This window comes from bacterium, from assembly GCA_020444325.1.
Classification (GTDB): domain Bacteria; phylum Bacteroidota; class Ignavibacteria; order SZUA-365; family SZUA-365; genus BM516.
Window position 1 is genome coordinate 13,480 of sequence record JAHLLD010000019.1, and the last position, 25,780, is coordinate 39,259.

At 57.4% G+C, this 25,780-nt stretch carries 21 protein-coding genes; 6 read left to right on the forward strand and 15 right to left on the reverse strand.

The genetic code is table 11. The annotated features are described in order from the left end of the window. Positions 1-3 precede the first annotated feature (3 nt). From KQI65_17520 to KQI65_17575, 12 genes are all read right to left on the reverse strand, one after another. On the reverse strand, positions 4-924 hold the full coding sequence (locus tag KQI65_17520) for a PorV/PorQ family protein (GenBank protein MCB2206546.1): 921 nt from the start codon (positions 922-924) through the stop codon (positions 4-6). A gap of 20 nt (positions 925-944) precedes the next feature. After that, positions 945-1,955, reverse strand: a complete 1,011-nt coding sequence (locus KQI65_17525) for a hypothetical protein (GenBank protein ID MCB2206547.1) — start codon at positions 1,953-1,955, stop codon at positions 945-947. Positions 1,956-1,969: 14 nt separating this feature from the next. Continuing rightward, on the reverse strand, positions 1,970-3,538 hold the full coding sequence (locus KQI65_17530; protein MCB2206548.1) for a hypothetical protein: 1,569 nt from the start codon (positions 3,536-3,538) through the stop codon (positions 1,970-1,972). Then, the gene (locus KQI65_17535; protein ID MCB2206549.1) at positions 3,538-4,362 is read right to left on the reverse strand and encodes a hypothetical protein; all 825 of its coding nucleotides are present in this window, start codon (positions 4,360-4,362) and stop codon (positions 3,538-3,540) included. The genes KQI65_17530 and KQI65_17535 overlap by 1 nt, the downstream gene beginning before the upstream one ends. A 186-nt stretch (positions 4,363-4,548) precedes the next feature. Then, positions 4,549-5,466 carry a site-2 protease family protein gene (locus KQI65_17540; protein MCB2206550.1) on the reverse strand — a complete coding sequence of 306 codons (918 nt, stop codon included), beginning with the start codon at positions 5,464-5,466 and terminating at the stop codon, positions 4,549-4,551. A gap of 143 nt (positions 5,467-5,609) precedes the next feature. Then, positions 5,610-6,356 carry an HAD-IB family phosphatase gene (locus KQI65_17545; protein MCB2206551.1) on the reverse strand — a complete coding sequence of 249 codons (747 nt, stop codon included), beginning with the start codon at positions 6,354-6,356 and terminating at the stop codon, positions 5,610-5,612. Beyond that, positions 6,349-7,971, reverse strand: a complete 1,623-nt coding sequence (locus KQI65_17550; protein ID MCB2206552.1) for an aspartyl/glutamyl-tRNA amidotransferase subunit A — start codon at positions 7,969-7,971, stop codon at positions 6,349-6,351. Before KQI65_17550 ends, KQI65_17545 begins: the two co-directional genes overlap by 8 nt. Positions 7,972-8,004: 33 nt before the next feature. Beyond that, a complete protein-coding gene (gene tatA, locus KQI65_17555; GenBank protein MCB2206553.1) occupies positions 8,005-8,190 on the reverse strand; it encodes a twin-arginine translocase TatA/TatE family subunit in 186 nt (61 codons plus the stop codon). A gap of 12 nt (positions 8,191-8,202) precedes the next feature. Further along, positions 8,203-8,913: a phosphoribosylformylglycinamidine synthase subunit PurQ gene (gene purQ, locus KQI65_17560; GenBank protein ID MCB2206554.1), complete on the reverse strand. Its 711-nt coding sequence runs from the start codon at positions 8,911-8,913 to the stop codon at positions 8,203-8,205. 12 nt (positions 8,914-8,925) lie between these two features. Continuing rightward, positions 8,926-9,174 (reverse strand): phosphoribosylformylglycinamidine synthase subunit PurS, encoded by a 249-nt coding sequence (gene purS, locus KQI65_17565; GenBank protein ID MCB2206555.1) that lies wholly within the window; start codon positions 9,172-9,174, stop codon positions 8,926-8,928. 9 nt (positions 9,175-9,183) lie between these two features. Beyond that, on the reverse strand, positions 9,184-9,969 hold the full coding sequence (gene pssA / locus KQI65_17570) for a CDP-diacylglycerol--serine O-phosphatidyltransferase (protein ID MCB2206556.1): 786 nt from the start codon (positions 9,967-9,969) through the stop codon (positions 9,184-9,186). 90 nt (positions 9,970-10,059) lie between these two features. Then, the gene (locus KQI65_17575; protein ID MCB2206557.1) at positions 10,060-10,710 is read right to left on the reverse strand and encodes a phosphatidylserine decarboxylase family protein; all 651 of its coding nucleotides are present in this window, start codon (positions 10,708-10,710) and stop codon (positions 10,060-10,062) included. Positions 10,711-10,817: 107 nt separating this feature from the next. Between KQI65_17575 and KQI65_17580 the strand changes: the two genes are divergently transcribed. Together KQI65_17580 and lpxB are read left to right on the forward strand one after the other, a co-directional pair. Then, entirely contained in the window at positions 10,818-11,465 is a 648-nt protein-coding gene (locus KQI65_17580) for an isoprenylcysteine carboxylmethyltransferase family protein (GenBank protein MCB2206558.1), read from the forward strand. A 34-nt stretch (positions 11,466-11,499) separates the two neighbouring features. After that, positions 11,500-12,636, forward strand: coding sequence for a lipid-A-disaccharide synthase (gene lpxB / locus KQI65_17585; protein ID MCB2206559.1), 1,137 nt, complete (start codon positions 11,500-11,502; stop codon positions 12,634-12,636). Here lpxB and fmt read toward each other — a convergent pair. Further along, positions 12,633-13,541: a methionyl-tRNA formyltransferase gene (gene fmt, locus KQI65_17590; protein ID MCB2206560.1), complete on the reverse strand. Its 909-nt coding sequence runs from the start codon at positions 13,539-13,541 to the stop codon at positions 12,633-12,635. The genes lpxB and fmt overlap by 4 nt on opposite strands. A 39-nt stretch (positions 13,542-13,580) precedes the next feature. Beyond that, complete coding sequence (gene def, locus KQI65_17595) at positions 13,581-14,141, reverse strand: peptide deformylase (protein MCB2206561.1); 561 nt, start codon at positions 14,139-14,141, stop codon at positions 13,581-13,583. A 117-nt stretch (positions 14,142-14,258) separates the two neighbouring features. Here def and KQI65_17600 point away from each other — a divergent pair, with 117 nt between their 5' ends. Further along, positions 14,259-15,047 carry an SDR family oxidoreductase gene (locus KQI65_17600; GenBank protein ID MCB2206562.1) on the forward strand — a complete coding sequence of 263 codons (789 nt, stop codon included), beginning with the start codon at positions 14,259-14,261 and terminating at the stop codon, positions 15,045-15,047. Between the two features lie 21 nt (positions 15,048-15,068). Here the strand turns inward: KQI65_17600 and KQI65_17605 are convergent, their stop codons facing one another. Further along, on the reverse strand, positions 15,069-16,091 hold the full coding sequence (locus KQI65_17605; GenBank protein MCB2206563.1) for a pirin family protein: 1,023 nt from the start codon (positions 16,089-16,091) through the stop codon (positions 15,069-15,071). A 210-nt stretch (positions 16,092-16,301) separates the two neighbouring features. Here KQI65_17605 and KQI65_17610 point away from each other — a divergent pair, with 210 nt between their 5' ends. From KQI65_17610 to KQI65_17620, 3 genes are all read left to right on the forward strand, one after another. After that, positions 16,302-17,204: a DUF3473 domain-containing protein gene (locus KQI65_17610; protein ID MCB2206564.1), complete on the forward strand. Its 903-nt coding sequence runs from the start codon at positions 16,302-16,304 to the stop codon at positions 17,202-17,204. After that, complete coding sequence (locus KQI65_17615) at positions 17,192-17,854, forward strand: methyltransferase domain-containing protein (GenBank protein ID MCB2206565.1); 663 nt, start codon at positions 17,192-17,194, stop codon at positions 17,852-17,854. The genes KQI65_17610 and KQI65_17615 overlap by 13 nt, the downstream gene beginning before the upstream one ends. Before the next feature lie 472 nt (positions 17,855-18,326). Continuing rightward, positions 18,327-25,769 (forward strand): hypothetical protein, encoded by a 7,443-nt coding sequence (locus tag KQI65_17620; GenBank protein ID MCB2206566.1) that lies wholly within the window; start codon positions 18,327-18,329, stop codon positions 25,767-25,769. Positions 25,770-25,780: the final 11 nt, after the last annotated feature.

The window sequence follows — 25,780 nt, forward strand, 5'->3', positions numbered from 1 at the left end:
GCATCAGAAAAGAATGGCGAGGGCGATGGTATGCGCGTCTCCAAAGCTGTCGCTCCACGGAACGTACGCGTAGTCAAAACGGAGCGAACTGTATCGGGCGCCCGCACCGAAGCTGATATCCTTGTTGTCATAACCGCTCAGATATCCCATGCGAATGAAAACCATATCGACATAGTCGAACTCGACACCGATACTGGCATGCGTGGTTTCTTCCTCGAGCAGGCTCAGTCCCGAAATCTCAACATTCAATGCGCTCTTAAGCGCGTTGATGGGAATCATGTAGCCTGCACCGTAACGGAGCAGCATCGGAAGTGTAGTCTCCTGCGCATTGAGCGCATTCATGCTGCCGACATTGGAAAGTGCGAGACCAAATCGGAGCTGCTCGAGATCCTCATCCTCGAAAGGTCTCGCGGAAATGCCGAAATCAAGGCCGTACCCGGAGGCATCATCCACATGAATTTTCTCGAAGAGATACTTGAGGTTCATTCCGAAATCGATCCCATCTGTCAGTGCAAAGGCGGCGGACACGCCTGCGGCGAGATTCTGTGATTCGAAAACACCGTCGGGCTCGAGCGACGGCGTGTCGCGCAGTTCGATGCCTGGGACGGAAGTAATACCGAAAAACACACCGAATGACCAGCTCTGTGCCGGAAGTGCTATGCCGACATACTCGGTGGTGATGTCCTGCACCCACTCCGTATGTTCGATGGAAATCGATGCCGCCTCGTCGTCAGCAAGAAGGGCCGGATTGTAATACGATGCGGCTCCCTCCTTTGCGGAGACGACACCGGTACTGCCCATCGCCACGTTTCGTGCGCCGACACCGTTTTTCAGGAAGGAAAGTCCCGCCTTGCCGGATTGCGCCATCAGCATGGACGGCATGAGAAGGAAAAGGAAAAGCGTGACGGGTAAAATGCGCTGCATAACAGGTACCGTGCTCGTTTTCAGAAGTGCAGGGCGAAGGAAAGCACATGCGTTGATGAAGGGGCCACTGGCTCGAGAACAAAGGCGTAGTGTATGACTGGCTGCATGTTCGCAACAGGCTGTGCGATGGAGAATCCGAATGAAGGACGCGGGTCAATGCCGGCATCAGACAGATCGATACGCTCCACACCGCCACGCAGCCAGATATTCTCGACGACAGGGATTTCATAGCCGAGGCGTACAAGATACACATCCCCGTCGACCTGCTCCACCTCCGCGGCAGCCAGTCCGTAATCCGACGGCAGCGTATACCCGACACCGAGCCGGAAAATACGGGCGAACGGATCCTCCGTTGTGTTGCCACGTTCCGCACCGTAGAGATCGCTGGTATCCCACTTGTACTTCGTCAGCAGTTCCTGGGCCACGAGCGCGATACGGATGGATGGTGAGACGGTATACAACGCGCCGATGTCAACACCGAAACCGGAAGACGTCACGCCCTCATACACGCCGCTGTAATAGAACTTCGCGTTGAAGCCCACCGCAAGCTTGTCGGAGAAGCGGGTGCCGAAATTGACGGCAAACTGATTTTCGAAGACACTGAGCATATCCGTTTTGAAGCCGTCGCTGTCATATCCCTGAATTTCACTGTCGCCCGCGTTGATCCACGTGACGGACACACCGGAAATGGACTGCACCCCGGGTTCGTCAGCGTAGATATTGGCTTCCTTGTTGTAGATGCGGATGGTCTGCGTGTAGCTGACCTGGTTGAAGGCGCGGTCGAGTGCGAGGAAACCGTAACTGCCATGCAGTACGTGTCCCTCCTGGAATGCGCTGAGGGCGGGATTGTAGTACGTGGATATCGTTCCACTGTTGACCGTCGACAGAGCGTTGCCCATGCCTTGTCCCCGGGCGCCGAATCCCATGCGCGTGAATGCGCCGGCAGTACCGTTCTGCGCGGACAGTGTCAGCGGCATGAATGCTGCACACAGGATCAGGATGAACAGTGTTCGTGTTGCGCGTGTAACCATGTGCGATTTTCCTGTCATTGCAGCACCACCACCTTGGTCCAGTGCGGATCGCCGGAACCATTGTCGACTTCAATGTAATAGACGCCATTCGCGGCACGGTCACCGGCGTCGGTGCGGCCGTCCCACACTTCATCGTGCTCTACTCCTGTCGAACGCGCGGCATTACGCAGCAACGTACGCACTGGCATCATGGCGAAATCGTAGATGCGGATGGAAACGCTCCCGCTTTCCGTTTTGTAATGCACGCGACATACTTCGTCGTCCGGAGCAAAGGGATTCGGGTAGGCATACACTTCTTCGGCGGATTCAAGTGGCTGCGCCGCTCGCAGGATGGTCCACTGCGTTCCAAAAAACGTGGCGGCGTTATCCGTGGTCTTCATCAGTCCGTCGCCGTTGGCTACCCATACCACATCCCCCACTGCTGCCGCGGAGAAACAGCGTTCATCGGCTGCCACCTGGCGGCTTCGGCTGTCAACGAAGCGTGAAAAACCGATCCAGCTTTTTCCACCGTCGTCGCTTCTGTAGATTCCGGAATTCGTAGGGGCATACACGACTTCGTCCCTGAAGCCGAAGTTGTGCGTGAATTCACCGCGAAGTGTCGTGTTCCACGTTTCACCCATATCGGTCGAATAGCTTACGGCACGGAATTCAATCGGATTCAGTGCGTTGATGGTCGAAGCCCAGATATAGCGGGTGCCGTCGACCATATTGTCGCCCAGCGCAACAACGAAATTTCCGCTGATGGGCTGCAGCTGATTATTGAAGGAAAACTTTCGCCAGGAAATCCCGCCGTCCGTGCTCAGATTGACCCCGCCCGCGGTGCCGACAAGAATGCTGTCGTCACTCATGGCGTGGACAGAGAAGACGCGATGGTTAAGATTTTCGCGCAGGCCGAGGTCGGGACGACTCACGGGCGAAAGTTCGAAATCCAGTGTGTCGTCTGGTGCGATATCATCAAGTGCGTCCGGCGGAAGGACGACAGGCTCGAAACTTGCGCCGCCGTCGGTGGATTTTCGCAGTCCCCCTGCGAAACTGGCGATGAACACCGCTTTGCTGGTCACTGCGATATCGTAAGTGATATTATTGATAGGCGTCGTCACTGCCAGGGCGGGAATCGTGTTTACCCCATACGTGATGTCGTACACGGACATATCCTCCGCTTCCATCGGCTGGTCAATGTGTTCCCAGGTCTGCCCGTTGTCCGTTGACCGTGCCAGACCGAGTCCTACCGGCAGCGCGCCGTCCTGGCTGTCCTCTGATCCCGCAAGCGAAGCCCAGAAGGTGGAGCCATAGGCCTCGAGTGCGGCAATGTCTTCGGCATCGAACGGGGCGTCCTGACCGAAATGCGTCCAGTTGTTCCCGCCATCAAAGGTGTAATCGATGCCCTTGCCACCGGCAACCCAGAGCGTGTCACCACGCACGAGCAGGTCCACCGCGGAGTTGCTCAGGGGACGATCGGATTGCGTGCTGCCGGATTTCTGCATTGTGAATTGTGCGGGACGCTCCTGTGCCCGGCTGCTGACAGCTGCGAGCAGCAGTATCGCTGCGAACAGGACTCCCTTTCTAAAACTGACTGTGTGCATCAGTATACGATGATCTTGTGAATGATGACGTTGCTCACGGCATTGGAGTAATCCACGGCACGGATCTGGAACTCGTATTCACCCTTCTGCGCCGTCGGCGGCAGGATGAAACGGCGGGAATACCAACCGTCACCGGCGACTTCATCTCCCTGCGCGGCTACACCCTGATCCCATAGGATGAAGGGATTGCCGTTCGCAGCACTCTTGTCGGGCAGAAAACTGCTGAGAACCACTTGTTTGATATCCTTGAGTCCACTTGCATCCTGCACGAGGACGCTGACATCGAGCGTCGTGGTGTCGGCTTCCAGCTGCACAGAATCAGGAGCATGAATGTCAACAAGTTCAGGAGGATTGCTGCCGTATATCACGCGCAGTGTCGCGAAGGCGCTTGCGGCCTCCGCCCCGTTTGCATCCAGACCACTGATTTCGACGCGGTAGTCCCCGACATCGCCGCGACTGAGTTCGAGGTCGAAGTCGAAGGCCTGCAGTCCCTCAGCCGGGTTGTCGATGCTGCTGGTGAACACGGGGGTGATAGACCCGTTCTGCGTCACCGTGCAGCGCAGGGAGACGGCTTCGCCCGTCGCCGTGGGACGCCGGACCTGGACACCCACATGCAGCGGAATGGTCACCGGGTCATCAGGCGACTTGTCCTGGTTCGGGATCACATCGACCGTATCCGTATCTACAAGGAAATCGGATAACTCAAGGTCAGTAAACACGATAGGAGGATCAGTAAGAGTGGGATCAAGCGTACTGTCATCTTCGCTGCAACCTGCGGCGAGCGTCAGCACGAGCAGAAGAGGGAGAAATCGTTTCAGGCTCATGGGCTGGATATTCCTGTTTGAAATCCCGTGTAATGAAGCCGGGGCATGTCACAATTGACCATGCCCCGGCTTACGATCACACTATCAAGGAGGCAGTACAAACATACACCGGGACCTCTCCAAAGTCAATTACAATCCCGGGACGGATGGATTTTTCCCCTACAGATCAGGACCTTATTACAGGCCTCATGCAATGAATATCGGCGCGGGAGAAAGACAGAGCAGGAACATCGCGTACGAGAACCATCCGAGCATGCGTCGACGTGGTGTAAGTTCTTGTGGATCAATGATTTCGTGATGTTTCACTTTGACCACGAACAGGATGAGCAGCGCCCAGAACAACCAGCCTGGCCAGAACCAGGCCTGGAAATTCCCGAACATCTCCATGAACGACACGGCCTCCGCCCCGAAGCCTGCGAGTTCCATCAGCGCGGGGAAAATGCCTATCCCTCCGACCACCGCGAGCGTGACGACGGTGATGCGGCCGACAACATGCTGACGCTTCCCGAACATCGCATAGGTGATATGTCCCCCATCGAGCTGTCCCGCCGGCAGCATGTTCAGCGCCGTGACCAGCAGTCCGAACCATCCGGTCACGAGAAACGGATAGTGATACATTTCCGTCATGGGTGGGACGTAGGCACCGGGACGGCTGAACACCTGCTCCAGGAGACTGTACAACAGGGTTTTGCCGAAGGTGAGTGTAAATCCGTCTCCCGTCCCCGCCGCTGCATGGGCGGTAAAGTCGTAGTCGGGATGAATGCTGAGCAGGAATTCATGTCCCGGGAGCGTCATGAATCCGACCGCAAGTACGAGAATGCTGGCGATGAAACCGGCGATGGGTCCTGCGATGCCGATATCGAACAATGCGCGCCGGGTGTGTATCGGTGAGCGTGTTCTGATCACGGCGCCCATGGTTCCGAAGTTGATGAACTGTGGCAGTGGCGGAAGCGGGATGTAGTACGGAAGCGTCACACGCACACCGTGATGACGGGCAGCGAAGTAGTGACCGAATTCATGGCAGCTCAGTATGAACAGTCCGGACAGCGCGTAAGGGATCCCCACCCACAGGTTGGCCAGGTCGATCTGGTTCTGCCAGAGCATACCAGCGATGCTGGTTGTCAGCAGCGTGATGAGGAACAGCGCCACGTGTTTGGCGATCTGCGCGGGACGAAGTTCAGGGGGACGAAGGGCGGCATCCGTCATATCTGACATGTATGATCCTTGTTTCAGGTCACGTTCGGTTTTCAGCCCATGCTCCAGAGCTGCCTGCGGCGGACCGCTGCCCGCTCACGTTTCCGGAGGTTGTGCTGATGCAGCATAAGTGAGAGCTGCTCTCTCACTGTCGTGAAATTGTAAAACCGGCGAAAGGTGACATTCTGTTCCTGGCAGAACTGCTCGAGTTCTCCGCGGGCGAACACCAGGTCTGCGTACATCGCGGCGTCGAAGTCCGAGCTTCCGTCACCGATATAGATAATCAAATCCTCATCCTGCGCCAGCAGCGCCACATGGTTGCTTTTGCAATTTGCGATTTCCGGGCAACGCGGGTCGAAATGCGGGAAACGCATCTCCACCTTGTTCCCTTCTATGCGCAGTTCATTTGCCAGCAGCGGCAGGTCGAGTCCCACCCTCTCCATCAACGGCTCGATGTAGGCATCGGATCCGTCACTGAGAATATGCAGGGGATACCCCTCCTTCTCGCACCATGCTGCGAAGCGTGGAAACGTCTCATCCACCGCGAAGCGGGAAAGAAACGTCTCAAAACGTTCCGCAGTGACATCCCGCATGGCCGCACACAGCGCGCTGTACGCGTCAGGAGCGGTACGGATGCCACGGAGCCACTCACCACGAATCCGGTCGAACACCGCGTTCCCGCAGAAGTGACGGAACAGCGCTTCGCCCACATCATCGTGCGTGATCGTCCCGTCGAAATCCGCGAAAATACGCACTGTCGGTTCCGGCAGCTGTGAGGTGAAGGACGGCATTTCAGGCATCCGCGCTTCCCTCCCGTTCTTCCTCAGCGCCCGATTCCTCTGTGCTTGCGCCTGAAATATGCAGTTTCTGCATATTTTCACGACCCGATGTATGCGCATTCTGCAGATTTTCACCGGAATTATGCAGTTTCTGCATATTTTCGTCGCCGGGATTATGCAGTTTGTGCATAATTCGTTCGACTGCGGCTGCGGCTGTGTACAGGCTTTCCTCGCCGAAGGCAGGGGCCATAAACTGTACGGCCAGGGGATTTCCAGCCTCGTCATTCCCGGCGGGAACGCTGATGGCGGGAATACCTGTCAGGTTCGCGGCCGTATTGAACAGATCGGTCAGGTACATATGGAGGGGGTCATCGAGTCGCGCTCCGAAGGCGAATGGCGGACCCGGGGTGACGGGGGTCAGTAAAAGATCAGTGTTGCTGAACACGCCGGCAAACTCCTCACTGACACGACGCCGCATGCGCTGCGCCCTGCCAAGCCAGTCGTGCTCCTCGCTTCCGGCCAGCAGGGTAACGCCAAGCATGATGCGCCTGTGCACCTCGCGGCCAAAGCCTTCGCCCCGGTTTGCCGCATAGCGCTGCATGAGCATCGAGAGCGGGAATGAGGAATGAGAATCCGTAGCTGACGCGGGATTCGGGGAGGCCGTTCCCAGTCGCACACCGTCGTAGCGGGCAAGGTTCGATGAGGCCTCCGCGTTTGCAATCACGAAATACGCGGGAAACACGGAGGGCGTAAGCGGCAGAGATACCTCTTGCACTTCAGCCCCCTTGCTCTCGAGAGCATCTGCGACAAAGCGCAGACGCATGCGTATTTCTTCCGGTACATCTTCAGCCATGTATTCGGTGGGAATGCCGATGCGCAGGCCATCGATAGTTCGCTCCGTGGCCACGAGATAATCCGGTACCGGAAGGTCGGCCGAGGTCGCATCCGCCGGATCGTGTCCGGCAAGAACACCGAGCAGACGCGCGTTGTCGCGTACGCAGGAGGTTATCGGACCGATTTGATCGCAGGATGACGCAAAAGCGATGAGTCCGCTGCGCGAGACGCGTCCCCAGGTCGGTTTCATTCCCACCGTTCCGGTGTAGGCGGCGGGCTGACGGACCGACCCACCGGTATCGCTCCCGAGTGCGGCGTGAAGGAGTCCGGCCGCGACCGCCGCTGCGCTTCCGCTGCTGCTGCCGCCCGGCACGCGTCCCGGGAGAAACGGATGTTGTGTGGGACCGTAGGCCGATGTTTCCCCGGAAGACCCCATGGCGAATTCATCCATATTGCAGCGCGCCATGAGCACCGCGCCTGCTTTGCGCAGACGCCTGACGACAGTGGCGTCATATGTGGCGATGTGGTCGGTGAGCATGCGGGAGCCAGCCGATGCGGCTTTGCCGCGCATGCAGATATTGTCTTTGATCCCGACCAGGATGCCTTCGAGTGGACGGCATGTGCCCTCCCGCACCCTCCGATCGCTTTCCCGTGCCTGCCCGACTGCCTCATCGGCATGGATCTCCAGCAGGGCATTGAGCTGCGCATGACGGTCGCTGCGTTCGATTGCGCCGACAACAAGAGAGGCACAGAATTCCTTCCGTGCCTCTATGAGGGGTACGACATGTTCATACTGCATCATTGTAATTGATGTGCGGGGTATGCTGCCGATCCGTTACTTCTTCTCTTCCTTCTTTTCTTCAAGACTGATATCGTCCTGAATATCCTTTGCGGCTTTGCGGAACTCCTTGATGCCCTTGCCGAGTCCCTGTGCCAGATCGGGAATTTTCTTCGCGCCGAAGAAAATGAGGATAATGAAGATGATGATGAGAATTTCCCATCCGCCGATATTACCGAACATAACGAGAACCTCCTATGAGAGAGCCGGGACTGTGCCCGAGATAGTTTCAACCAGGGAAGCGAACACTCCGAGTCCATCGCTGGAACCCAGGAGTCCTTCAACCACGCGCTCCGGATGCGGCATCATTCCCAGCACGTTGCCCTGCTGGTTGATGATACCCGCGATGTTATTCTGCGAGCCATTGGGATTGGCTGCGTCCGTTATGCTGCCGTCACTCTCCGCATAACGGAACACAACCTGTCCGTTATCTTCGAGCGATTGCAGTGTATCCTTGTCAGTATAGAAATTTCCTTCCCCATGAGCAACGGGAATACGCAGTACCTGTCCCCCTGCATACTGCGAGGTGAACGCCGTCGAGGCGTTATCCACGCGAAGATTCACCGTCTTGCATACGAACTTGAGCGAGGCGTTGCGCAGCAGTGCACCGGGCAGCAGACCCGATTCGGTCAGAATCTGGAAGCCGTTGCATATTCCTATCACGTGACCGCCCCGTTCCGCATGCCGCACCACTTCCTTCATCACGGAGGAAAACCGTGAAATGGCACCGCAGCGGAGATAGTCTCCGTAGGAAAAGCCACCCGGGAGGATGACGACATCCACATCCTTGAGGTCGCTCTCCTTGTGCCAGAGAAATTCCGCCCGCTGACCGAGCACATGTTTTGCGGCATGATAGGCATCGTGATCGCAGTTCGAACCCGGGAAGACGACGACGCCGAATTTCACATCAGCCATGATTTACAGCTCCTGCAGTTCAAACGTGTAATCTTCCATGACGGGATTGGCGAGCAGCTTGCCGCACGCCTCATTGACCGTGCGCTCTGCCTCCTCACGCGATGTGGCGTCGACCTGAAGTTCAATCTCCTTGCCCACGCGCACACCTGAAAGCTGGCTGTAGTCCATCGACTGCAGCGCGTGTTCAATGGCCTTGCCCTCGGGATCGAGAATGGACGGCCGGAGTTTCACTGTGATAATCGCTTTGTACATGATGATCCTTTATGATTGCGAATCAACGGAAACGGCTTCGTTCTGTTTACGGTCACTGTCCGCGCTTCCTCCCCGGCGCCTGCCGAGTTTGCGCAGCTGTCTGCCCGTCGCGGAGAGCGGACCGCTGATGCCCAGGGCCAGGAGTCCGGGAAACAGCAGTTCGCCGGACGAAAGCACGACGGCCAGGGCGCCGGCGATGAAGATACCCATGCGCACCGGCTGTGCGCGGAATGTGGAAAGCGAGATTTTCGGGATAACCGGGTAGCGCACGGTGCTGATCATCAGCGTGCCGCATCCCGCGGTGAGTGCGATAAGCGCATACTGCAGCTGTTCGGAAGCGATGACTTCCGCGGGATGGAAATACAGGACGAAGGAGACCAGCGTCAGCGCGGCGAGGGGAATCGGCATCCCGGTAAAATGATCTTTGGAAAACCCGACCAGCTGCACGTTGAAACGGGCCAGGCGCAATGCGCCGAGAATGAGTGGTGTGGCCGAGACAAGCATGCCAAAGGTCCCGTACTCGTGCAGCACAAGAGAATAAATCAAAAACGACGGAGATACGCCGAAACTCACGACGTCAGCGAGGGAATCGAGTTCGACACCAAACTCGCTCGCGGAACGCGTCAATCGCGCCATGAACCCGTCCAGCGCATCGCAGCCCGCGGAGAGAATAATGTACCACGCGGCCTGCACATACAGCTCCTGCACAGCAAAAATAATGCTGAGGAAACCGAAGAAAATGTTCAGGACGGTGAACAGATTCGGGACAATAGACCTGCTGAGACGTATTCTCAAACGGCGTTTCCGTGTATAGATAAGTGATCGGTCAGCCCGCGTTTCGAGCCTGCTTCCGAAAAAGAAACAGCGGAGGCTTCCCGCAGGCTGCTACTGCGGGACGGTGGCGAGTACGGTTTCTCCCGCCACGACATGCTGATCCATCTTGACATGCAGCTGCGCATCGACGGGCATCAGCACGTCGACACGTGAACCGAATTTAATCATCCCGAAGCGCTTTCCCGCGACGGCACTGTCGCCGATGGCGATGGGACACACGATGCGGCGGGCCACGAAGCCCGCGATCTGTTTGAACAGCACCTTGTAGCCACCGGCGTCTATACCGATAAGCGTGCGCTCGTTGAGGTCGCTGGATTTGTCCTCAAACGCCATGACATAACGTCCTTCGACATAGCGAAAGAACTCCACCGTTCCGTTGACGGGCCAGCGGTTGACATGAACGTTGAGGGGGGACATGAAAATGCAGACCTGTTTCGCCCTGCCGCCGAGATATTCCGATTCTTCCACTTCTGAAATGTTCACGATCTTGCCGTCTGCGGGAGAGATGATGCCACCCGCAACGACGGGGGTACTGCGGTCAGGATCGCGGAAAAAATTCAGCGTGAAAAGAAACACCGCGGCGCCGACCGCAATGAGCACAATGCGCAACGGGAGATTGGATACGAAAAACCCGATGATCACCACGGCAAGCGAAATGATCAAAATGGGGATCGCAACATCAAGGCCGTATTTCGTCAGCATGCAGGGTAAATCCGGTACTGTAATAAGGATGCGGGCACTGAAGGTCCCACATTCATGAATCCATGTAAGATATTGAAATCGCGCGTGGAATCATAGCAGGATGGCCCATGCCGACTGCTTCCTGGTTGTTTTTCGACGGCGTGCGGCGTAATTTTGTTGTTTGTGATAAACAGAGGAAAACCGTGACCGTTCGTCAGTTCCTGTTCCGTAATCGAAGTTATACTCCCCTGCCCTTCCTGGTTGTGATGCTGGTGTTCGCACAGCCGACGCTGAGCAGTCTGCTCATCGGTTTTGTCGTCTCCGCACTCGGGGAATTTCTCCGTGCCTGGGGCGTGTTTTATGTCGGCAGCGAAACCCGGGTCACGGGTGAAGTCGGTGCAAGCAAGCTTGTCACGTCGGGACCTTTCGCCTTCGTGCGAAATCCCCTTTACGTGGGCAACATCCTGATTTATCTCGGCATCGGCATCATGTCACTGGCCCTGTGGCCATGGCTGCAAATCGCGGCACTTGTATGGTTCCTTTTCCAGTACACGATGATCGTCAAGGAAGAAGAAGATTTCCTTCGTGAAAAATTCGGACAGGAATATGAGGACTACTGTAAAAAGGTGCCGCGCTTTCTCTTCCGTCTGACACCGTATCGCTCATGGCATCCGGTGGATATTGACTGGAAAGCAGGCTGGCAGTCGGAAACACGTACGCTGCAGGCATTCTCTATTGCGACATTAGTGTTGATCATTATATACATCGTTCGCTGACAGGCTTCAGCGGCACAATCATTTCAGAGGAGTCATGAGCCCCAGGGCACCTGTTATCATGCTGGTCGCCGGGGAGGCGTCCGGCGATCTGTACGGGGCACGCCTCATCCGGGAGTTCCGTTCGGAACATCCTGACGCCGTATTCTTCGGTATCGGCGGTGATCACATGCAGGAGGAAGGCATGGAATTGCTGTATCACATCCGTGACACGGCAATTATGGGTTTTGTGGAAGTGCTCAAGCACTATCCGTTTCTGAAAGAGATGTTCCGCACCTGCCAGGAGGCGTATGCCGAGCGGAAGGCGGACGCCGCCGTGCTGATCGACTACCCCGGTTTCAATCTGCGGCTGGCGGAAAAGATCAAGGAGATGCAGGGAAAGGTCCTCTATTACATCAGTCCGCAGGTCTGGGCATGGGGAAAAAACAGGGCGCGGAAAATGAAAGCGTTGGTCGACCACCTGGCCGTCGTCTTCCCTTTCGAGGAACAGATTTTCAGGGATGAAGGGATTCCAACCACGTTCGTGGGACACCCGCTGCTCGAAATTCTCGAACATACGGACCGTGACAGCTTTCTCGAAGAATGGGACCTTCCGAAGGACAAACCCCTGCTGGCCCTCCTCCCTGGCTCGCGCAAACAGGAAATCCAGCGTCTGCTCCCGGAAATGCTTGACGCAGCCGATCGCATTCAGCAGAAAACGGGATGTGCGGTGGCGGTCGGAGCAGCACGTCAGCCGGATGAGATGTACATGCAATGGATGGATGCGTATCCCGATTTTCGCCTGCTGCGCGATGCCACGCATGCGCTCATGCAGCACTCGTATGCCGCTATTGTCGCCTCGGGCACGGCAACAGTGGAAACGGCCTACTACGAAACGCCCATGGTCATCGTCTACAAAGCCTCAACGCTGAACTACCAGATCGGCAGACACCTGGTCAATGTCAAAGACATCGGTATGGCCAACATCCTCGCGGGAAAACGCATCGTGCCTGAACTCCTGCAGTCCAGCGCCAACGCGGAATACATCGCCTACTACACGCTGCACTATTTCAACGACAGCGAGCAATACGAAAAGACACGGCAGGAACTCCGCGGCGTACGTGAAAAGATGGGTTCACCCGGCGCCAGCCAGCGCGTCTCCTCCCTCCTCGCTGCGCTCGTCGGGAATGGCTAGCGCAGCTTGCTGCCTTCCTCCACCCGGTGTCCCCGCAGGTATTCCTGAACAGTCATACTCTTGCGTCCTTCGGGTTTAATCTCGTGAAGGAGGATGCTGCCTGTGCCGCATTGCACGCGCAGAACCCCCTCCGTGTGAGATAGTGAGCCGGGGGTGCCGGTGCTGCTTTCTTCGTGAACGCGGGAGACCAGCAGTTTCAGCTGTTTCCCATCCAGCATCGTCCATGCAGCGGGATAGGGACTGAGACCGCGGATGAAATTGTGGACCCGATGCGCATCTCCGCTCCAGTCTACCTGACAGGTATCCCGGAAAATCTTCGGTGCGGGAGTCGCGGCGCTGTCATCCTGTGCCTGTTCAGTAACCGTTCCGGTCTCGATCTGTTCGACGGTTCGCAGCACCGCACCGGCACCGAGGTCGGCGAGGACGTCATGCAGTTGTCCGGCTGTCATGTTTTCATGCAGTTCGACACGCTCCTGCAGAATGATATTGCCGGTATCCACCTTCGGTTTGAGGAAAAATGTTGTGACACCGCTCTCGTGCTCCCCGTTGATGAGTGCCCAGTTGATGGGTGCGGCGCCGCGATATTTCGGCAGCAGCGACGCATGCAGGTTGAAGCTGCCGCGCGGTGGAATGCTGAACACCGATTCGGGAAGTATGCGAAATGCGACGATGACGAAACAGTCTGCATCGAGCATGCGCAGCGCATTTGAAAACCCGGGGTCATTGAGCCCCATGGGCTGAATCACCCTGAGCCCATGCTCTTCTGCATATTCTTTGACAGGTGTGGGAGATAGTTGCTGGCCGCGGCCGCGCTTTTTATCTGCTGCTGTCACCACGGCGGCGATATCATGTCCCGCCTCGTGCAGGAGGCGGAGCGAGGGCACAGCGAAATCAGGCGTGCCCATGAAAATAAGCCGCATGTTGCACTCCGGTTGTGTGAAAAATCAGTCTGCGAGTTCGACCTGCGTTGCCATGGGATAATCCGCCTCGCTTTCGCCACGACGGATTTTCTTGAGGACGGGCATGACGAGCCGCTTCCGTAATCCCTTGAGGTAGTCCGTAAAGAAAATCCCCTGCAGATGGTCATATTCATGCTGGATGACACGGGCGAGAAATTCATCCGCCTCCAGCTCCTGCGGTTCAAAATTGGCATCCCTGAATCGGATATGCAGCTTTTCGGGTCGAAAGACTTCTTCGCGCACATTGGGGACGCTCAGACAACCCTCTTCGAAACTGACATCCTCACCGTAAAATTCGGTGATTTCCGGATTGATCATCACCAGGGGCTGCGTGTCTTCATAGCCCTCCATGGGACGAAGGTTGATGACAAAAAGCGATTCCCCCTTTCCGACCTGGTTTGCCGCCAGTCCGACACCGTTTGCCTGATCCATCGTGGCGAACATGTCGATAATCAGCTGTGTCAATTCAGGCGATGGCTTCTCGATGAGACGCGTTTCCTCGCGAAGAACGCGGGCATCGTAAGGATAAATTGGCAGTATGGCCATGTGTAACTCTCTGTGAGGTGGACGGCAATTTTGTCCGCCCGGTGAAATACCGTAGTTTGCCTCTCTCCAACCCAACAAAAATACGTAACGTATGGTTTACGAAGAAGCGAGGCATATATGAATCTCGAACTGAAAGGGAAACGCGCGTTCGTCGCCGGCTCGAGCGACGGCATCGGAAAGGCTGTTGCTGCGGGACTCGCAGCCGAGGGCTGCAAGGTCATGCTCTGTGCACGAAGCGAGGATAAACTCGCGGCACTTGCGAAGGAGCTCAGCACCGGCGGGGCGCAGGTCGCTTACGCCGTCGCGGATCTCGATGACGCAGATGCCATTGCGCAAGCCGTTGCGGCGATGAAGGACGTCTACGGGGGCTGCGACATACTCGTCACGAATAACGGCGGACCAAATCCCGGAGATTTTCGCTCGATGACCGAGGAACAGTGGCTGGCCGGATACAATCGTACGCTCATGAGCACCGTGCGTCTCATACGCGGGATGATCGACGGCATGATCGAGCAGGAATGGGGACGCGTGATCAATATCACTTCCATTTCCGTCAAGCAGCCCGTGCAGCGCCTGCTGCTCTCCAATACCTTTCGCGCGGGAGTCACCGGCATGGCCAAAACGCTGTCGGATGAAATCTCCAGGCACGGGGTCACAGTAAACAATATTGCACCGGGCTACATACGCACGGGACGACAGACGCAGCTTTTCACCGACCGCGCCGAGAAGGCTGGGACCACCGTCGAAGACATTCGCGACAACGTCACGTCCATGGTACCTATGGGACGCATAGGCAGGCCTGAGGAAATCGCACATCTCGCCGTATTCCTCGCTTCGGCGCGTGCTTCCTATATCACCGGCGCTACGATACAGGTCGATGGCGGACTCAATCGCAGTCTGCTTTAATTCAGATTCGCGTCTGCGCGATCAGGTCGAGGGCGTGACTTCCCTGCCGTCACTGTGCAGGGCAAAACGTCCCTTTGACTTCTCATGCACAGGATCAGGGCGATCCCAGGGCCATCCGCCAAATTGCGAACGCTGATAGTCTTCGAACGCCTCCTGGATTTCCGCCTTTGTATTCATGACGAAGGGACCGTACTGCACCACCGGCTCGTTGATGGGGCGTCCCTGCAGCAGCAGCAATCGCGCCGGCAGTTCTCCGCACGTGAGTTCAACGGGCCGGTCAGACTGCAGCTCCGCACCGTGATAATCAGGGAGGTCTCCGTCGTCGAGCTTCACACCGCTGCCTTCAAAAGCATAGAGGCGCCGGCTCAATCCCGCGGAAGCAGCCGGCAGCGTCCACTTCGCCCCGGCGTCCATGCGCAGCAGCCAGATGGCGACTTCGTTCTCGCCGTTGGCCGCCCAGGAATCAGGAGCCGGGGCCGGGGCACTCACATCGCGCAGGGATCCTGCCACCACTTTCACCTCGGTGTTTCTTCCACCGTCGTCCACAAACTTTTCTATGGGAATCTGCTCGGACCAGAGCATGCGGAAGTGCGGCTCCACATATTTCCCGGATTTCGGCAGATTCAGCCAGATCTGGAAAAGCTCCAGCGGATTGTCTTCATCTTCCCTGAGCAGAGGGAACATCTCCGCATGCTGCAATCCTTTGCCCGCAGTCATCCACTGCACATCCCCGTTTCCGTAACGTCCCGCGGCACCACTCGAATCCGCATGATCGACGAATCCCTTCTGCACAAGTGTGACGGTTTCGAAGCCGCGATGCGGATGCGCGGGGAATCCCGGGACGGTACTCCCATGGTACATGCGCCAGCCGTCCTTTACCTGAAAATCCTGTCCGATATTTCGTCCCGCGAGCGATGCGGCCGGCCCCAGTTCACTGTTTCCATGCGGATACGCATCCCTGTGATGTACACAGAAGAGAAACGGATCACCCGTCTCCCACATGAATCCCAATGGAAATATATTTTTTACGGTTGTGCTTGCCATGTGCTGTCCTTTCGACTGTTTATTCCTCTCTGCCTGTACAACAACGGAGCGCAGCAAAAGCGTTCATATCGAACTGGCAGGGGAACAAATCTCCTCCCGTGCTGTCATGGCATCAGAAGAGATTTTTTACGTACATTGTCCGCAAATGCAACGTGTGTGCATACGCAGCAGGAAGATTGTATGGAGTGCATGCTGGGAAAAGGTGAGTAAATGAGCGACAGTGTTTCCCAATTCGATACCGATCAGTCACACGAAAACGGTGCTGCTGACAGTATTCCGCCCGCTGATCACAGCGATGGCGCCCTGGGCATTGATGTGGAAGAATGGTTCTGTGCCCACAACCTGTCTCCCCCACTGCTTCGGAGGGACTGGCCGCGCTGTGAAAGCCGTGTCGAAGCATCCGTGATGCGTCTGCTCGATATGATGGAGAAGACGGAGAACCGGGCGACTTTTTTCCTCCTCGGATGGGTGATGGAACGTCATCCGGACCTTGCCTCGGAGATACTCTCTCGCGGACACGAGGTGGCGACGCACGGATACGACCATCGTCCGCTGACCACGATGACGGCCGATGAGTTCGAACGGGATCTTGAAAGTGCCTTGAACCTCCACGTCCGTCAGCATTCGCAGCCTGTCATCGGATATCGTGCTCCATCCTTCACCCTGGTTACGGAGACGCTCTGGGCAATCCCGATTCTCGAGCGCTACGGTATCCATTACAGCTCCTCGGTATTCCCGGTGAAGGGACATCCGACGTATGGCATCCCCGATGCGCCGCTGTCCTGCTGGAAAATCGGCGACACACTGATGGAACTGCCGCTGACGGTAGCCGAACGCGTGTCCCTGCGCATTCCCTGTGCTGGCGGTGCGTACATGCGTCTTCTCCCGTTTTCCATGATCAGGTCACTGCTTCGTCAGGTGCGGAAAGACGGCAGACCGCTGAATCTTTATCTGCACCCCTGGGAAATCGACAGTGACCAGCCGCGCGTCACGCTTCCCTTCTCGAAAGCATACCGCCACTATCACAACCTCGATAAAACCGAGCAGCGCCTTCAATTGCTGCTCGAGGAATTCCGCTTTACTCCACTCAAGGAACAGCCATGCCTGCAATGAACGAGATTGACACGCAACGCGATTACTGGAACAGGGAGCGCGAAGCATTCGACGCAATCTATACACATCGGAAATCCACGTTTTCATCGATGCTCGACAGCGTGTTCCGGAAAGACATGTATGACCGGCTCAACAGTACACTCGCGGCGTGCGAACCACTGGAGGGAAGAAGCATCCTCGATGTAGGTTGTGGTACCGGAGTGTATGCGCTAGAACTCGCGCGGCGCGGTGCGCAGCATGTCTGCGGCATTGATATCGCAGAGCGCATGGTGGAAGCCTGCACGCAGCGCGCTGAAGAAGAGAAGCTGGAAAACACGAGCTTTATCCGCGGCGAGGTACAGGATCTCGAAAAGGAACGGCAATATGACGTCAGCATCGGTATCGGACTCTTTGACTATATCAAAGATCCCGTTCCCACCTTGCGTGAAATGGCGCTGAGAACGAAATCGGACGTCGTTGCGACCTTCCCCAGGGTGAACACCTGGCGGGCACCGATTCGAAAGATCCGATTGTCCATGCGCGGCTGCCCGGTGTATTTCTTTTCCGCCCGTGGCGTAAAAAGCATACTCCGCGAAGCTGGACTGCACATCGTGGAATTCAAACGCCTCGGCAAACTGTACTTTGTTGTCGCACGTCCTGAAAAACAGTGACAATCTCCTCCCATAATTGTACGTGTGTTTTGGCAGGGACGGACATAATCCGTCCCTCGCTGCTATATTGACGCATTTTCGTGCATTCCTTGCTGAATATTATATGGATAATCATCCATATTATTAGCGACTACGCTCCTATCCCTTCTGATCCACACTGAAATCGAAAATTCCGGACAGGAATTCAATTCCTCAGGGCATCACTGAAATATATACTTTATGTATTTCCTATTATCCATTCTTATATATGGGTTTATTGCTTTCCCCTGTATGCGTTTTCTTGCTGAGAGGCACTTTCCTTTCAAAAACGTAAGCATACTGTCAGCGTATTGTAATGTCGGATTTACCTAATAGAAAGGTCCTCATTCTAGATTTGTACTGAACACGGCGCTCCGAAAGCGAAGCCGAGAGGCGGGCTGAGTGGCCAGGGAGATGCCTGATAGTATTCATTTTCTGATCGGATGAGGCTTTTATGTTACGAATGAGAGGAAGTTTGCCAGCATTGCTGCTGTTCATCCTCATGATGTCCGGTACGTTGCTGGCGCAGCCAACGGTAGATTTTCGCCAGGCTGCAAATGATGACAGCCCCTATCAGCTGGGTGACGTACACTGGGTCAACTCCATTCTTCAGAAGAACAACTCCGTGTACTTCGAAGGAATGTCCGTTCCACAGCGCATCATGTTTACCAGTGTTCCTTCTGCGAGGAAGAATCAGCATACGCTGACTTTCAAGCATCTGGCAAGCAAAAACATGGTACACGCATATGATTTTCTCACCTCCTACGATCAGGCGCTCAGTTCATCGAAGGCGATCGCCGGTCCCACCACCCTCGTCAATCTGAACAACTGCGGCGCTGCCATTGGTCCCCCGCACAATCTGGGACAGATGTGCACTTCCCTGCGCAGCAACGGTTACAGTTTCAGTACGGATCTTCCGGACGACATGAAATGGGTGCTTTCGGACGACATCGCGAAAGTGGTCGCGAACTATGAGAATGCGTTCGGGAATCGTGAACTGAAGATTTATGGCGATCAGCCCATCAGTTCAGCAGTCGTCGTTTTCAATGGCTACAGCAAGGGCAGGGACCCGTACGCGGAATACACGCTGCATTGGACCTCGACTTCCTCCAGCATTCTTCTTGAGTTTGCGGGACATCTGTCCATGGCCGTCGACGTCCCGAATGTCACGAGTGGCGTGGGATACGGCATCGGACGTGGCGCCGGGAGCATCAAGGGTGCCCCTTTCCATTTCAAGCTCGACCGGCTTGATGGTTCTGCCCTCGGCAGCCAGGACAATCAGATTTCCAGCAGTGCCATCGTTGCGCGTCTCGAATGCGACATCACGGGCTCTGATGTCAGCTGTGCAAATACACAGAGCGCGTTCACTTTCAACTCCGCATCCAAAAATGTGACCTACGCGTGGTCGCTGGAAAACAACAGCAGCGGCGCAAGCATAGTGGGTTCGACGACCGGCAGAACCGTTGTTGTCGACGCAGGCAGTACTTCCGGCGGCTACACGGTGGTCGCAACGGTTTCTGACGGACGACAGACGGTCCAGTGTCCCTACCCCGTCATCGTCAGTGACATTACGGTCACCGCGGCACCGACCACCGCGATTACGTGTTCCGGAGGTTCGGCCTCCATCGTCGTTTCCGCGACCGGCGGCTCGCCGCCCTACACGGGAACAGGGACATTCAACAAACAGGCAGGGTCTTACACCTTCACGGTGACGGACGCAAACGGCTGCTCGGGCAGCACGACGCTTTCGCTCTCTGAGCCCGCACAGCTTGCCGCCTCGGCCAATGCAACGATCATCTCCTGTACCACCGGCAATGCCGAGGTAACGGTGAATGCCGTGGGTGGAAAGCCTCCTTACAAGGGCACGGGCAAATTCATGCGCGGACCCGGAAAACACAATTTCACCGTTCTCGACGACAACGGCTGCAGCGACATCGCCACCGTCACCATCACATCCGCCCCGGTCATGCAGATCGGCGCCAACGTCACGACACCGGTGTCCTGCAATGGCGGAAACGCAACCGTGACCGTCAGCGCCTCGGGTGGCACCCCGCCGTACACGGGCGTTGGTACATTCACGCGCAGTGCCGGCACATACGCATTTACCGTTTCCGATGCCAACGGATGCAGCGGGACTACCTCGGTCACCGTCACCGAACCAGCGCAGCTTTCAACATCGGCAGCAATCGCAACGCCGATCAGCTGCAACGGAGGTGATGCTGCCGTCACCGTTACGGCCACTGGTGGAACAGCACCGTATTCGGGAACCGGAACCTTCAACAAACCTGCGGGAACGCATACGTTCACCGTGACGGATGCCAACGGCTGCACGTCCTCGTCCTCCCTGACGATTACAGAACCTGCACAGATGGCGGTCACCGCCAGTGCTACACCGCTTACCTGTGGAAATACCACGTCAACTGTCACCGTGACCGCCAGTGGCGGCACACCGCCGTACAGTGGTATCGGTACCTTCAGCAAATCGGCGGGTACGCATACATTCACCGTGACGGATGCGAACAACTGCAGTGCGAGCGCAACGGTCACCATTACCGGGTCGCCGTCTCTGAACGTCACGGCCACGGCCTCCCCGATCGGATGCAATGGCGGAAATTCCACAGTCACCGTCGCGGCGAGCGGTGGTACACCGCCCTATTCAGGCGTCGGCAGTTTCAGTAAACCCGCCGGCACCTATACGTTCACCGTGACAGACGCACAGAACTGCTCTTCGAGTGCAACGGTGACGATCACACAGCCTTCCGCCATCACCGCGACGGCGAATCCGACCTCGCTCATTCAGTGTTACGGCGGACAGGGCAGTATTGCCGTCTCCGCGACCGGAGGCACTCCGCCGTATACCGGCACCGGAACCTTCAGCAAGTCCGCCGGCACACACACCTTTACCGTGACGGACGCCAACGGCTGCACGGCAACGGCTTCAGCAACGCTGACTCAGCCGTCCTCTGCCCTTGCAGCATCCTCATCGGCAACTCAGATTCAATGCTACGGCACGAATGCCACCGTCAGCGTCACCGCATCAGGCGGTACCCCGCCCTACACCGGCATCGGCAGCTTTGCAGCCGCAGCTGGTACGCACAATTACACGGTGACGGACGCCAATGGCTGCACCGCCGTCACCTCCATTACCATCACGGAGCCGCCGCAACTCGTTGCCGGTGTGACCGCGACTTCCATCACGTGCAGTAATACGACATCGACCGTTACGGTCTCCGCTGCTGGCGGAACACCGCCCTACCTGGGCATCGGGACGTACACCAAGGCACCGGGCACGTACACCTTCACGGTCACTGATGCACTTGGCTGTACCGATACTGCAACGATCACCATTTCGGGACCCTCGTCACTTATCGTATCCGTCAACGCTTCCCCGATCAACTGCAACGGCAGCAGCAGTACCGTAACGGTATCCGCATCGGGTGGTACGCCGCCCTACACTGGCGTCGGCACGTTCAGCAAGTCCGCGGGCACACATACGTTCACCGTGACGGACGCCAACAACTGTTCTTCCAGTCAGACCGTGACCATCACGCAGCCTTCACAGCTGACCGCATCGTCATCGGCCTCGACCATCCAGTGCTATGGCGGCACGGCTGCCGTCACCGTCACTGCCAGCGGCGGCACCCCGCCGTATACGGGCACCGGGACGTTCCAGGCCCAGGCCGGCACCCATACGTACACGGTAACGGATTCCCTCGGCTGCACGGCGACGACTTCGGTCACCGTCACCGAACCGACGCAGCTGATCGCCGGACTCAGTGCGACCCCGATCACGTGCACGACGACAACGTCGACCATTACCGTCTCCGCTGTCGGTGGAACGCCCCCGTACAGCGGTACCGGTTCGTTCACGAAATCCCCGGGCACATATATCTTCACCGTCACCGATGCGAACGGATGCCAGGACACTGCGTCCATCACCATCACAGGCGCTCCTTCGCTGATCGCAGCGGCCTCGGCCACGCCGATCAACTGCAACGGAAGCAGCAGTACCGTGACGGTATCCGCCTCCGGTGGCACCCCGCCGTATTCCGGCGTTGGGACATTCAGTAAGACTGCCGGGACGTATACCTTCACCGTCACCGATGCCAACAATTGCTCGGCAAGTGCGACCGTGAACATCACACAGCCACCGCTGCTTACCGCGTCCTCGTCGGCAACGAATATTGCCTGCTACGGCGGCACAGCCATTGTGACCGTCGCCGCCAACGGTGGAACTCCTCCTTATTCCGGGACGGGCAGCTTCCCGGCGCAGGCAGGGACCCATACCTACACCGTGACGGATTCCCTCGGCTGCACGGCAACGACCTCCGTCACCGTCACCGAACCTACGGAGCTGATCGTCGGACTCAATGCAACGCCGATTACCTGTTCGGTCACGACTTCCACGGTTACGGTTTCCGCCGTGGGCGGTACACCGCCTTACAGCGGAACAGGTACCTTTACGAAATCCCCCGGGACGTACATCTTTACCGTCACCGACGCCAACGGTTGTCAGGACACGGCGTCCATCACCATCACCGGTGCCCCGCAGCTGGTCGCATCTGCCATTCCCACACCGATCAACTGCAATGGAGACAATAGTACAGTCACCGTTTCCGCATCCGGCGGTACTCCCCCGTACGTCGGAGTCGGGACGTATACTCGCGGTGCCGGTACATATACATTTACCGTGACGGACGCGAACAACTGTTCGGCCTCCACCACGATCACCATCACGCAGCCGCCTCTCCTCACAGCGAACTCGTCGGCAACATCCATTCAGTGCTATGGTGAGGATGCGACGATTACGGTAACCGCCAGCGGTGGTACGCCGCCCTACACCGGCACCGGAAAATTCTACGAAGGCGCAGGCACTTACTCGTTCATGGTGACCGATTCCCTCGGCTGCACGGCAACAACCTCGATAACCATCAGTGAACCTCCTGAACTGACAGCCGCAATAAACGCCACGCAGATCCAGTGCAACGGCAGCGGGTCCACCGTCACCGTGACCGCGACCGGCGGCACCCCGCCATACAGCGGCACAGGAACGTTTACGCGTCCTGCGGGCCTCTATTCCTTCGCCGTAACCGACGCGAACGGCTGCTCCGATACTGTTTCCGTAAACATCTCGGAACCGCCTCTGCTCACGGCATCATCTACCGCGACACCGGTGCTCTGCTACGGCGATAATTCCACGGTGACCGTCAACGGTGCCGGTGGCACGCCGCCTTACAGCGGGACCGGAACGTTCTTCGTCACCGCGGGCACCTACACCTATACCGTCACCGACGCTTTCGGATGCACCGCATCCACCACGGTGACCATCACGGAACCGACGAAGCTGATGGCCGACGCCGATGCCCAGCCTATTCTCTGCTACGGCGGCAGTACGGTTGTGGACGTCGATGCGGTAGGCGGCACACCTCCCTACTCCGGCACAGGCAGCTTCACACGCACGGCGGGAACGCACAGTTTCATCGTAACCGATGCAAATGGATGCGCAGATACCGTTGGCATCACGCTGACAGAACCGACGCCGCTGATCGTTACTGCCAGCGGAACGCCCATTCTCTGCAACGGCGGCACTTCCACAATTACCGTCTCCGCTTCCGGTGGCACTCCTCCGTACTTCGGAACGGGTACCTTCAGCAGGGGCGAAGGCACATATTACTTCCAGGTCACCGATGCGAACGGCTGCTCCGACACCGTCTCGATCACCCTGACCGAGCCGCCGTTGCTGACTGTCAACATCACGAAAACCCCTGTGCTGTGCTATGGGGACTATTCCACTGTCGTCGTTACCGCCACGGGAGGAAAGCCGCCCTACACGGGAACGGGGACGTGGAATCTCACTGCCGGTACATACAGCTTTACCGTTACCGACTACAACAACTGTTCCGCAACCGAGACCGTCATCATCACCGAGCCGCCCATGCTTCGCGCAGATGCGACGGCGCCGGACATCCTCTGCTACGGAGGAACCACGGTGGTGGATGTTGACGCTGTCGGTGGAACGCCTCCCTATCAGGGCACCGGCAAGTTCACCCGCCATGCGGGCACGCATACCTTCGTCGTCATCGACGCGAATGGATGCACCGACACGGTCTCGATCACATTAACGGAACCCACTCCGCTGATTGCAACCGCCGATCATACACCCATCGCCTGTAATGGCGGCACGTCCATCGTCACCGTCAACGGCTCCGGTGGTACGCCGGGCTACACTGGCACAGGAGGCTTCACCCGTGGCGCGGGGACACACACCTTTGTCGTCACCGACGCCAATGGCTGCACCGCGCAGGTCTCGGTGACCATTACCGAACCCCCGAAACTCGTGGCACACGGTTCGGCACTGCCGGTGAACTGCGGACGCGACAGCTCGACTGTCACGGTGACAGCATCCGGTGGAACGCCTCCATATCAGGGCATCGGCACCTTCAAGCGGCTGCCCGGATACCACAGCTTCACCGTCATCGATTCCATGGGCTGCATCGCCACGATCTCCGTGCTCGTCGATGGACCCACGCCGATCATCATTGATGTCGATGCAACACCGATTCTGTGCTACGGCGACAAGTCGATCATCACCGTTTCCGCTTCCGGCGGCACGGCACCGTACAGTGGCGTCGGCACCTTCCAGAAGGGACCCGGGACATACGTATTCACGGTTATCGATGCCCATGGCTGCGAGGATACGGATACCATCACACTGGTGGAACCGCCTCCGCTCAACGCGGCTTCGACATTCACACCGATTCTCTGTCATGGCGACAACAGTACGGTCACCGTTACTGCGAGTGGTGGCACCCCTCCCTATCAGGGTACCGGGACCTACCTCCGCGGCGCGGGCACCTACAGCTTCACCGTTGTGGATTCCAACGGCTGCACCGCAACCACGTCTGTCACCATCCTGGAACCGCCTGAGCTCGTCGTCAATGCAAGTGCGACTTCAGTCATCTGTGGAAAAGACAGCGCCACAGTCACCATCACGGCATCAGGCGGCACCCCGCCGTATCAGGGTACCGGCACGTTCAAACGCGTACCCGGCACCTATACCTTCACCGTGACCGATGACAACAACTGCAGCAAGACCGTATCGGTGACTGTCAACGGTCCTCCGCCCCTCGTGGCGGCGGCGGTGGTCGGCGACATCCTCTGCAACGGCGGTACAACATCGGTTACAGTTTCCGCCAGCGGCGGCACCCCACCGTACAGTGGCGTCGGCACCTTCACCAAGGGTGCTGGAACCTACACTTACGTGGTCAGCGATGTGAACAACTGCACGGATACAGTCACGATCACGGTGACCGAACCGGCACCGCTCATCGCGACGTGCAAGATCACGGAATGCATCAACGGGGTCCGCACGGTATCAGCCGTCGTGACCGGTGGAACACCACCGTACCAGTACACCTGGAACCCGGGCAACCATCAGGTTCCGCAGTTCGACGTGCCCTGCAGCTACTACGGCACCATCACACTGGTCGTGCGCGACGCGAACTGGAATTCGATTAATCCCAACAACTCGAGCTGCCAGGCAACCTGCAGTCTCAACGTAATCTCGAAGGCTGGCGGCCGTCCGGCTGAGGCAACAGCGAACGACTACAGCCTCTTCGAGAACTATCCGAACCCCTTCAATCCCTCGACCACTATCAGCTACTTCATACCAGAGCGCAGCCGCGTGCACCTGAGCATCATCAACACTCTTGGCCGCACGGTCAAGACACTGGTGAACGAGGAAGTCACATACGGTCTGCACTCCACGGTTTGGGACGGTCTTGGAGACAGCGGCGAAACGCTTCCCGCGGGCAGCTACATCTACCGCATCAATGCGCAGTCGCTGATCAGTGAACGGAAGTACGTCCGCGAGCGCCTCATGCTCATGCTCAAGTAAGCCCTCTCATA

Bases quoted from the DNA above. Each gene is read 5' to 3' on its own strand.
- KQI65_17620 (MCB2206566.1), top strand. From the start codon at position 18,327: ATGTTACGAATGAGAGGAAGTTTGCCAGCATTGCTGCTGTTCATCCTC.
- KQI65_17540 (MCB2206550.1), bottom strand. From the start codon at position 5,466: ATGCTCTGGCAGAACCAGATCGACCTGGCCAACCTGTGGGTGGGGATC.
- KQI65_17520 (MCB2206546.1), bottom strand. From the start codon at position 924: ATGCAGCGCATTTTACCCGTCACGCTTTTCCTTTTCCTTCTCATGCCG.
- KQI65_17605 (MCB2206563.1), bottom strand. From the start codon at position 16,091: ATGGCAAGCACAACCGTAAAAAATATATTTCCATTGGGATTCATGTGG.
- purS (MCB2206555.1), bottom strand. From the start codon at position 9,174: ATGTACAAAGCGATTATCACAGTGAAACTCCGGCCGTCCATTCTCGAT.
- KQI65_17545 (MCB2206551.1), bottom strand. From the start codon at position 6,356: ATGCCTGAAATGCCGTCCTTCACCTCACAGCTGCCGGAACCGACAGTG.
- KQI65_17525 (MCB2206547.1), bottom strand. From the start codon at position 1,955: ATGGTTACACGCGCAACACGAACACTGTTCATCCTGATCCTGTGTGCA.
- tatA (MCB2206553.1), bottom strand. From the start codon at position 8,190: ATGTTCGGTAATATCGGCGGATGGGAAATTCTCATCATCATCTTCATT.
- KQI65_17550 (MCB2206552.1), bottom strand. From the start codon at position 7,971: ATGATGCAGTATGAACATGTCGTACCCCTCATAGAGGCACGGAAGGAA.
- KQI65_17575 (MCB2206557.1), bottom strand. From the start codon at position 10,710: ATGCTGACGAAATACGGCCTTGATGTTGCGATCCCCATTTTGATCATT.
- lpxB (MCB2206559.1), top strand. From the start codon at position 11,500: ATGAGCCCCAGGGCACCTGTTATCATGCTGGTCGCCGGGGAGGCGTCC.
- def (MCB2206561.1), bottom strand. From the start codon at position 14,141: ATGGCCATACTGCCAATTTATCCTTACGATGCCCGCGTTCTTCGCGAG.
- KQI65_17615 (MCB2206565.1), top strand. From the start codon at position 17,192: ATGCCTGCAATGAACGAGATTGACACGCAACGCGATTACTGGAACAGG.
- KQI65_17580 (MCB2206558.1), top strand. From the start codon at position 10,818: ATGCCGACTGCTTCCTGGTTGTTTTTCGACGGCGTGCGGCGTAATTTT.
- KQI65_17600 (MCB2206562.1), top strand. From the start codon at position 14,259: ATGAATCTCGAACTGAAAGGGAAACGCGCGTTCGTCGCCGGCTCGAGC.
- KQI65_17535 (MCB2206549.1), bottom strand. From the start codon at position 4,362: ATGAGCCTGAAACGATTTCTCCCTCTTCTGCTCGTGCTGACGCTCGCC.
- KQI65_17610 (MCB2206564.1), top strand. From the start codon at position 16,302: ATGAGCGACAGTGTTTCCCAATTCGATACCGATCAGTCACACGAAAAC.
- fmt (MCB2206560.1), bottom strand. From the start codon at position 13,541: ATGGGCACGCCTGATTTCGCTGTGCCCTCGCTCCGCCTCCTGCACGAG.
- KQI65_17530 (MCB2206548.1), bottom strand. From the start codon at position 3,538: ATGCACACAGTCAGTTTTAGAAAGGGAGTCCTGTTCGCAGCGATACTG.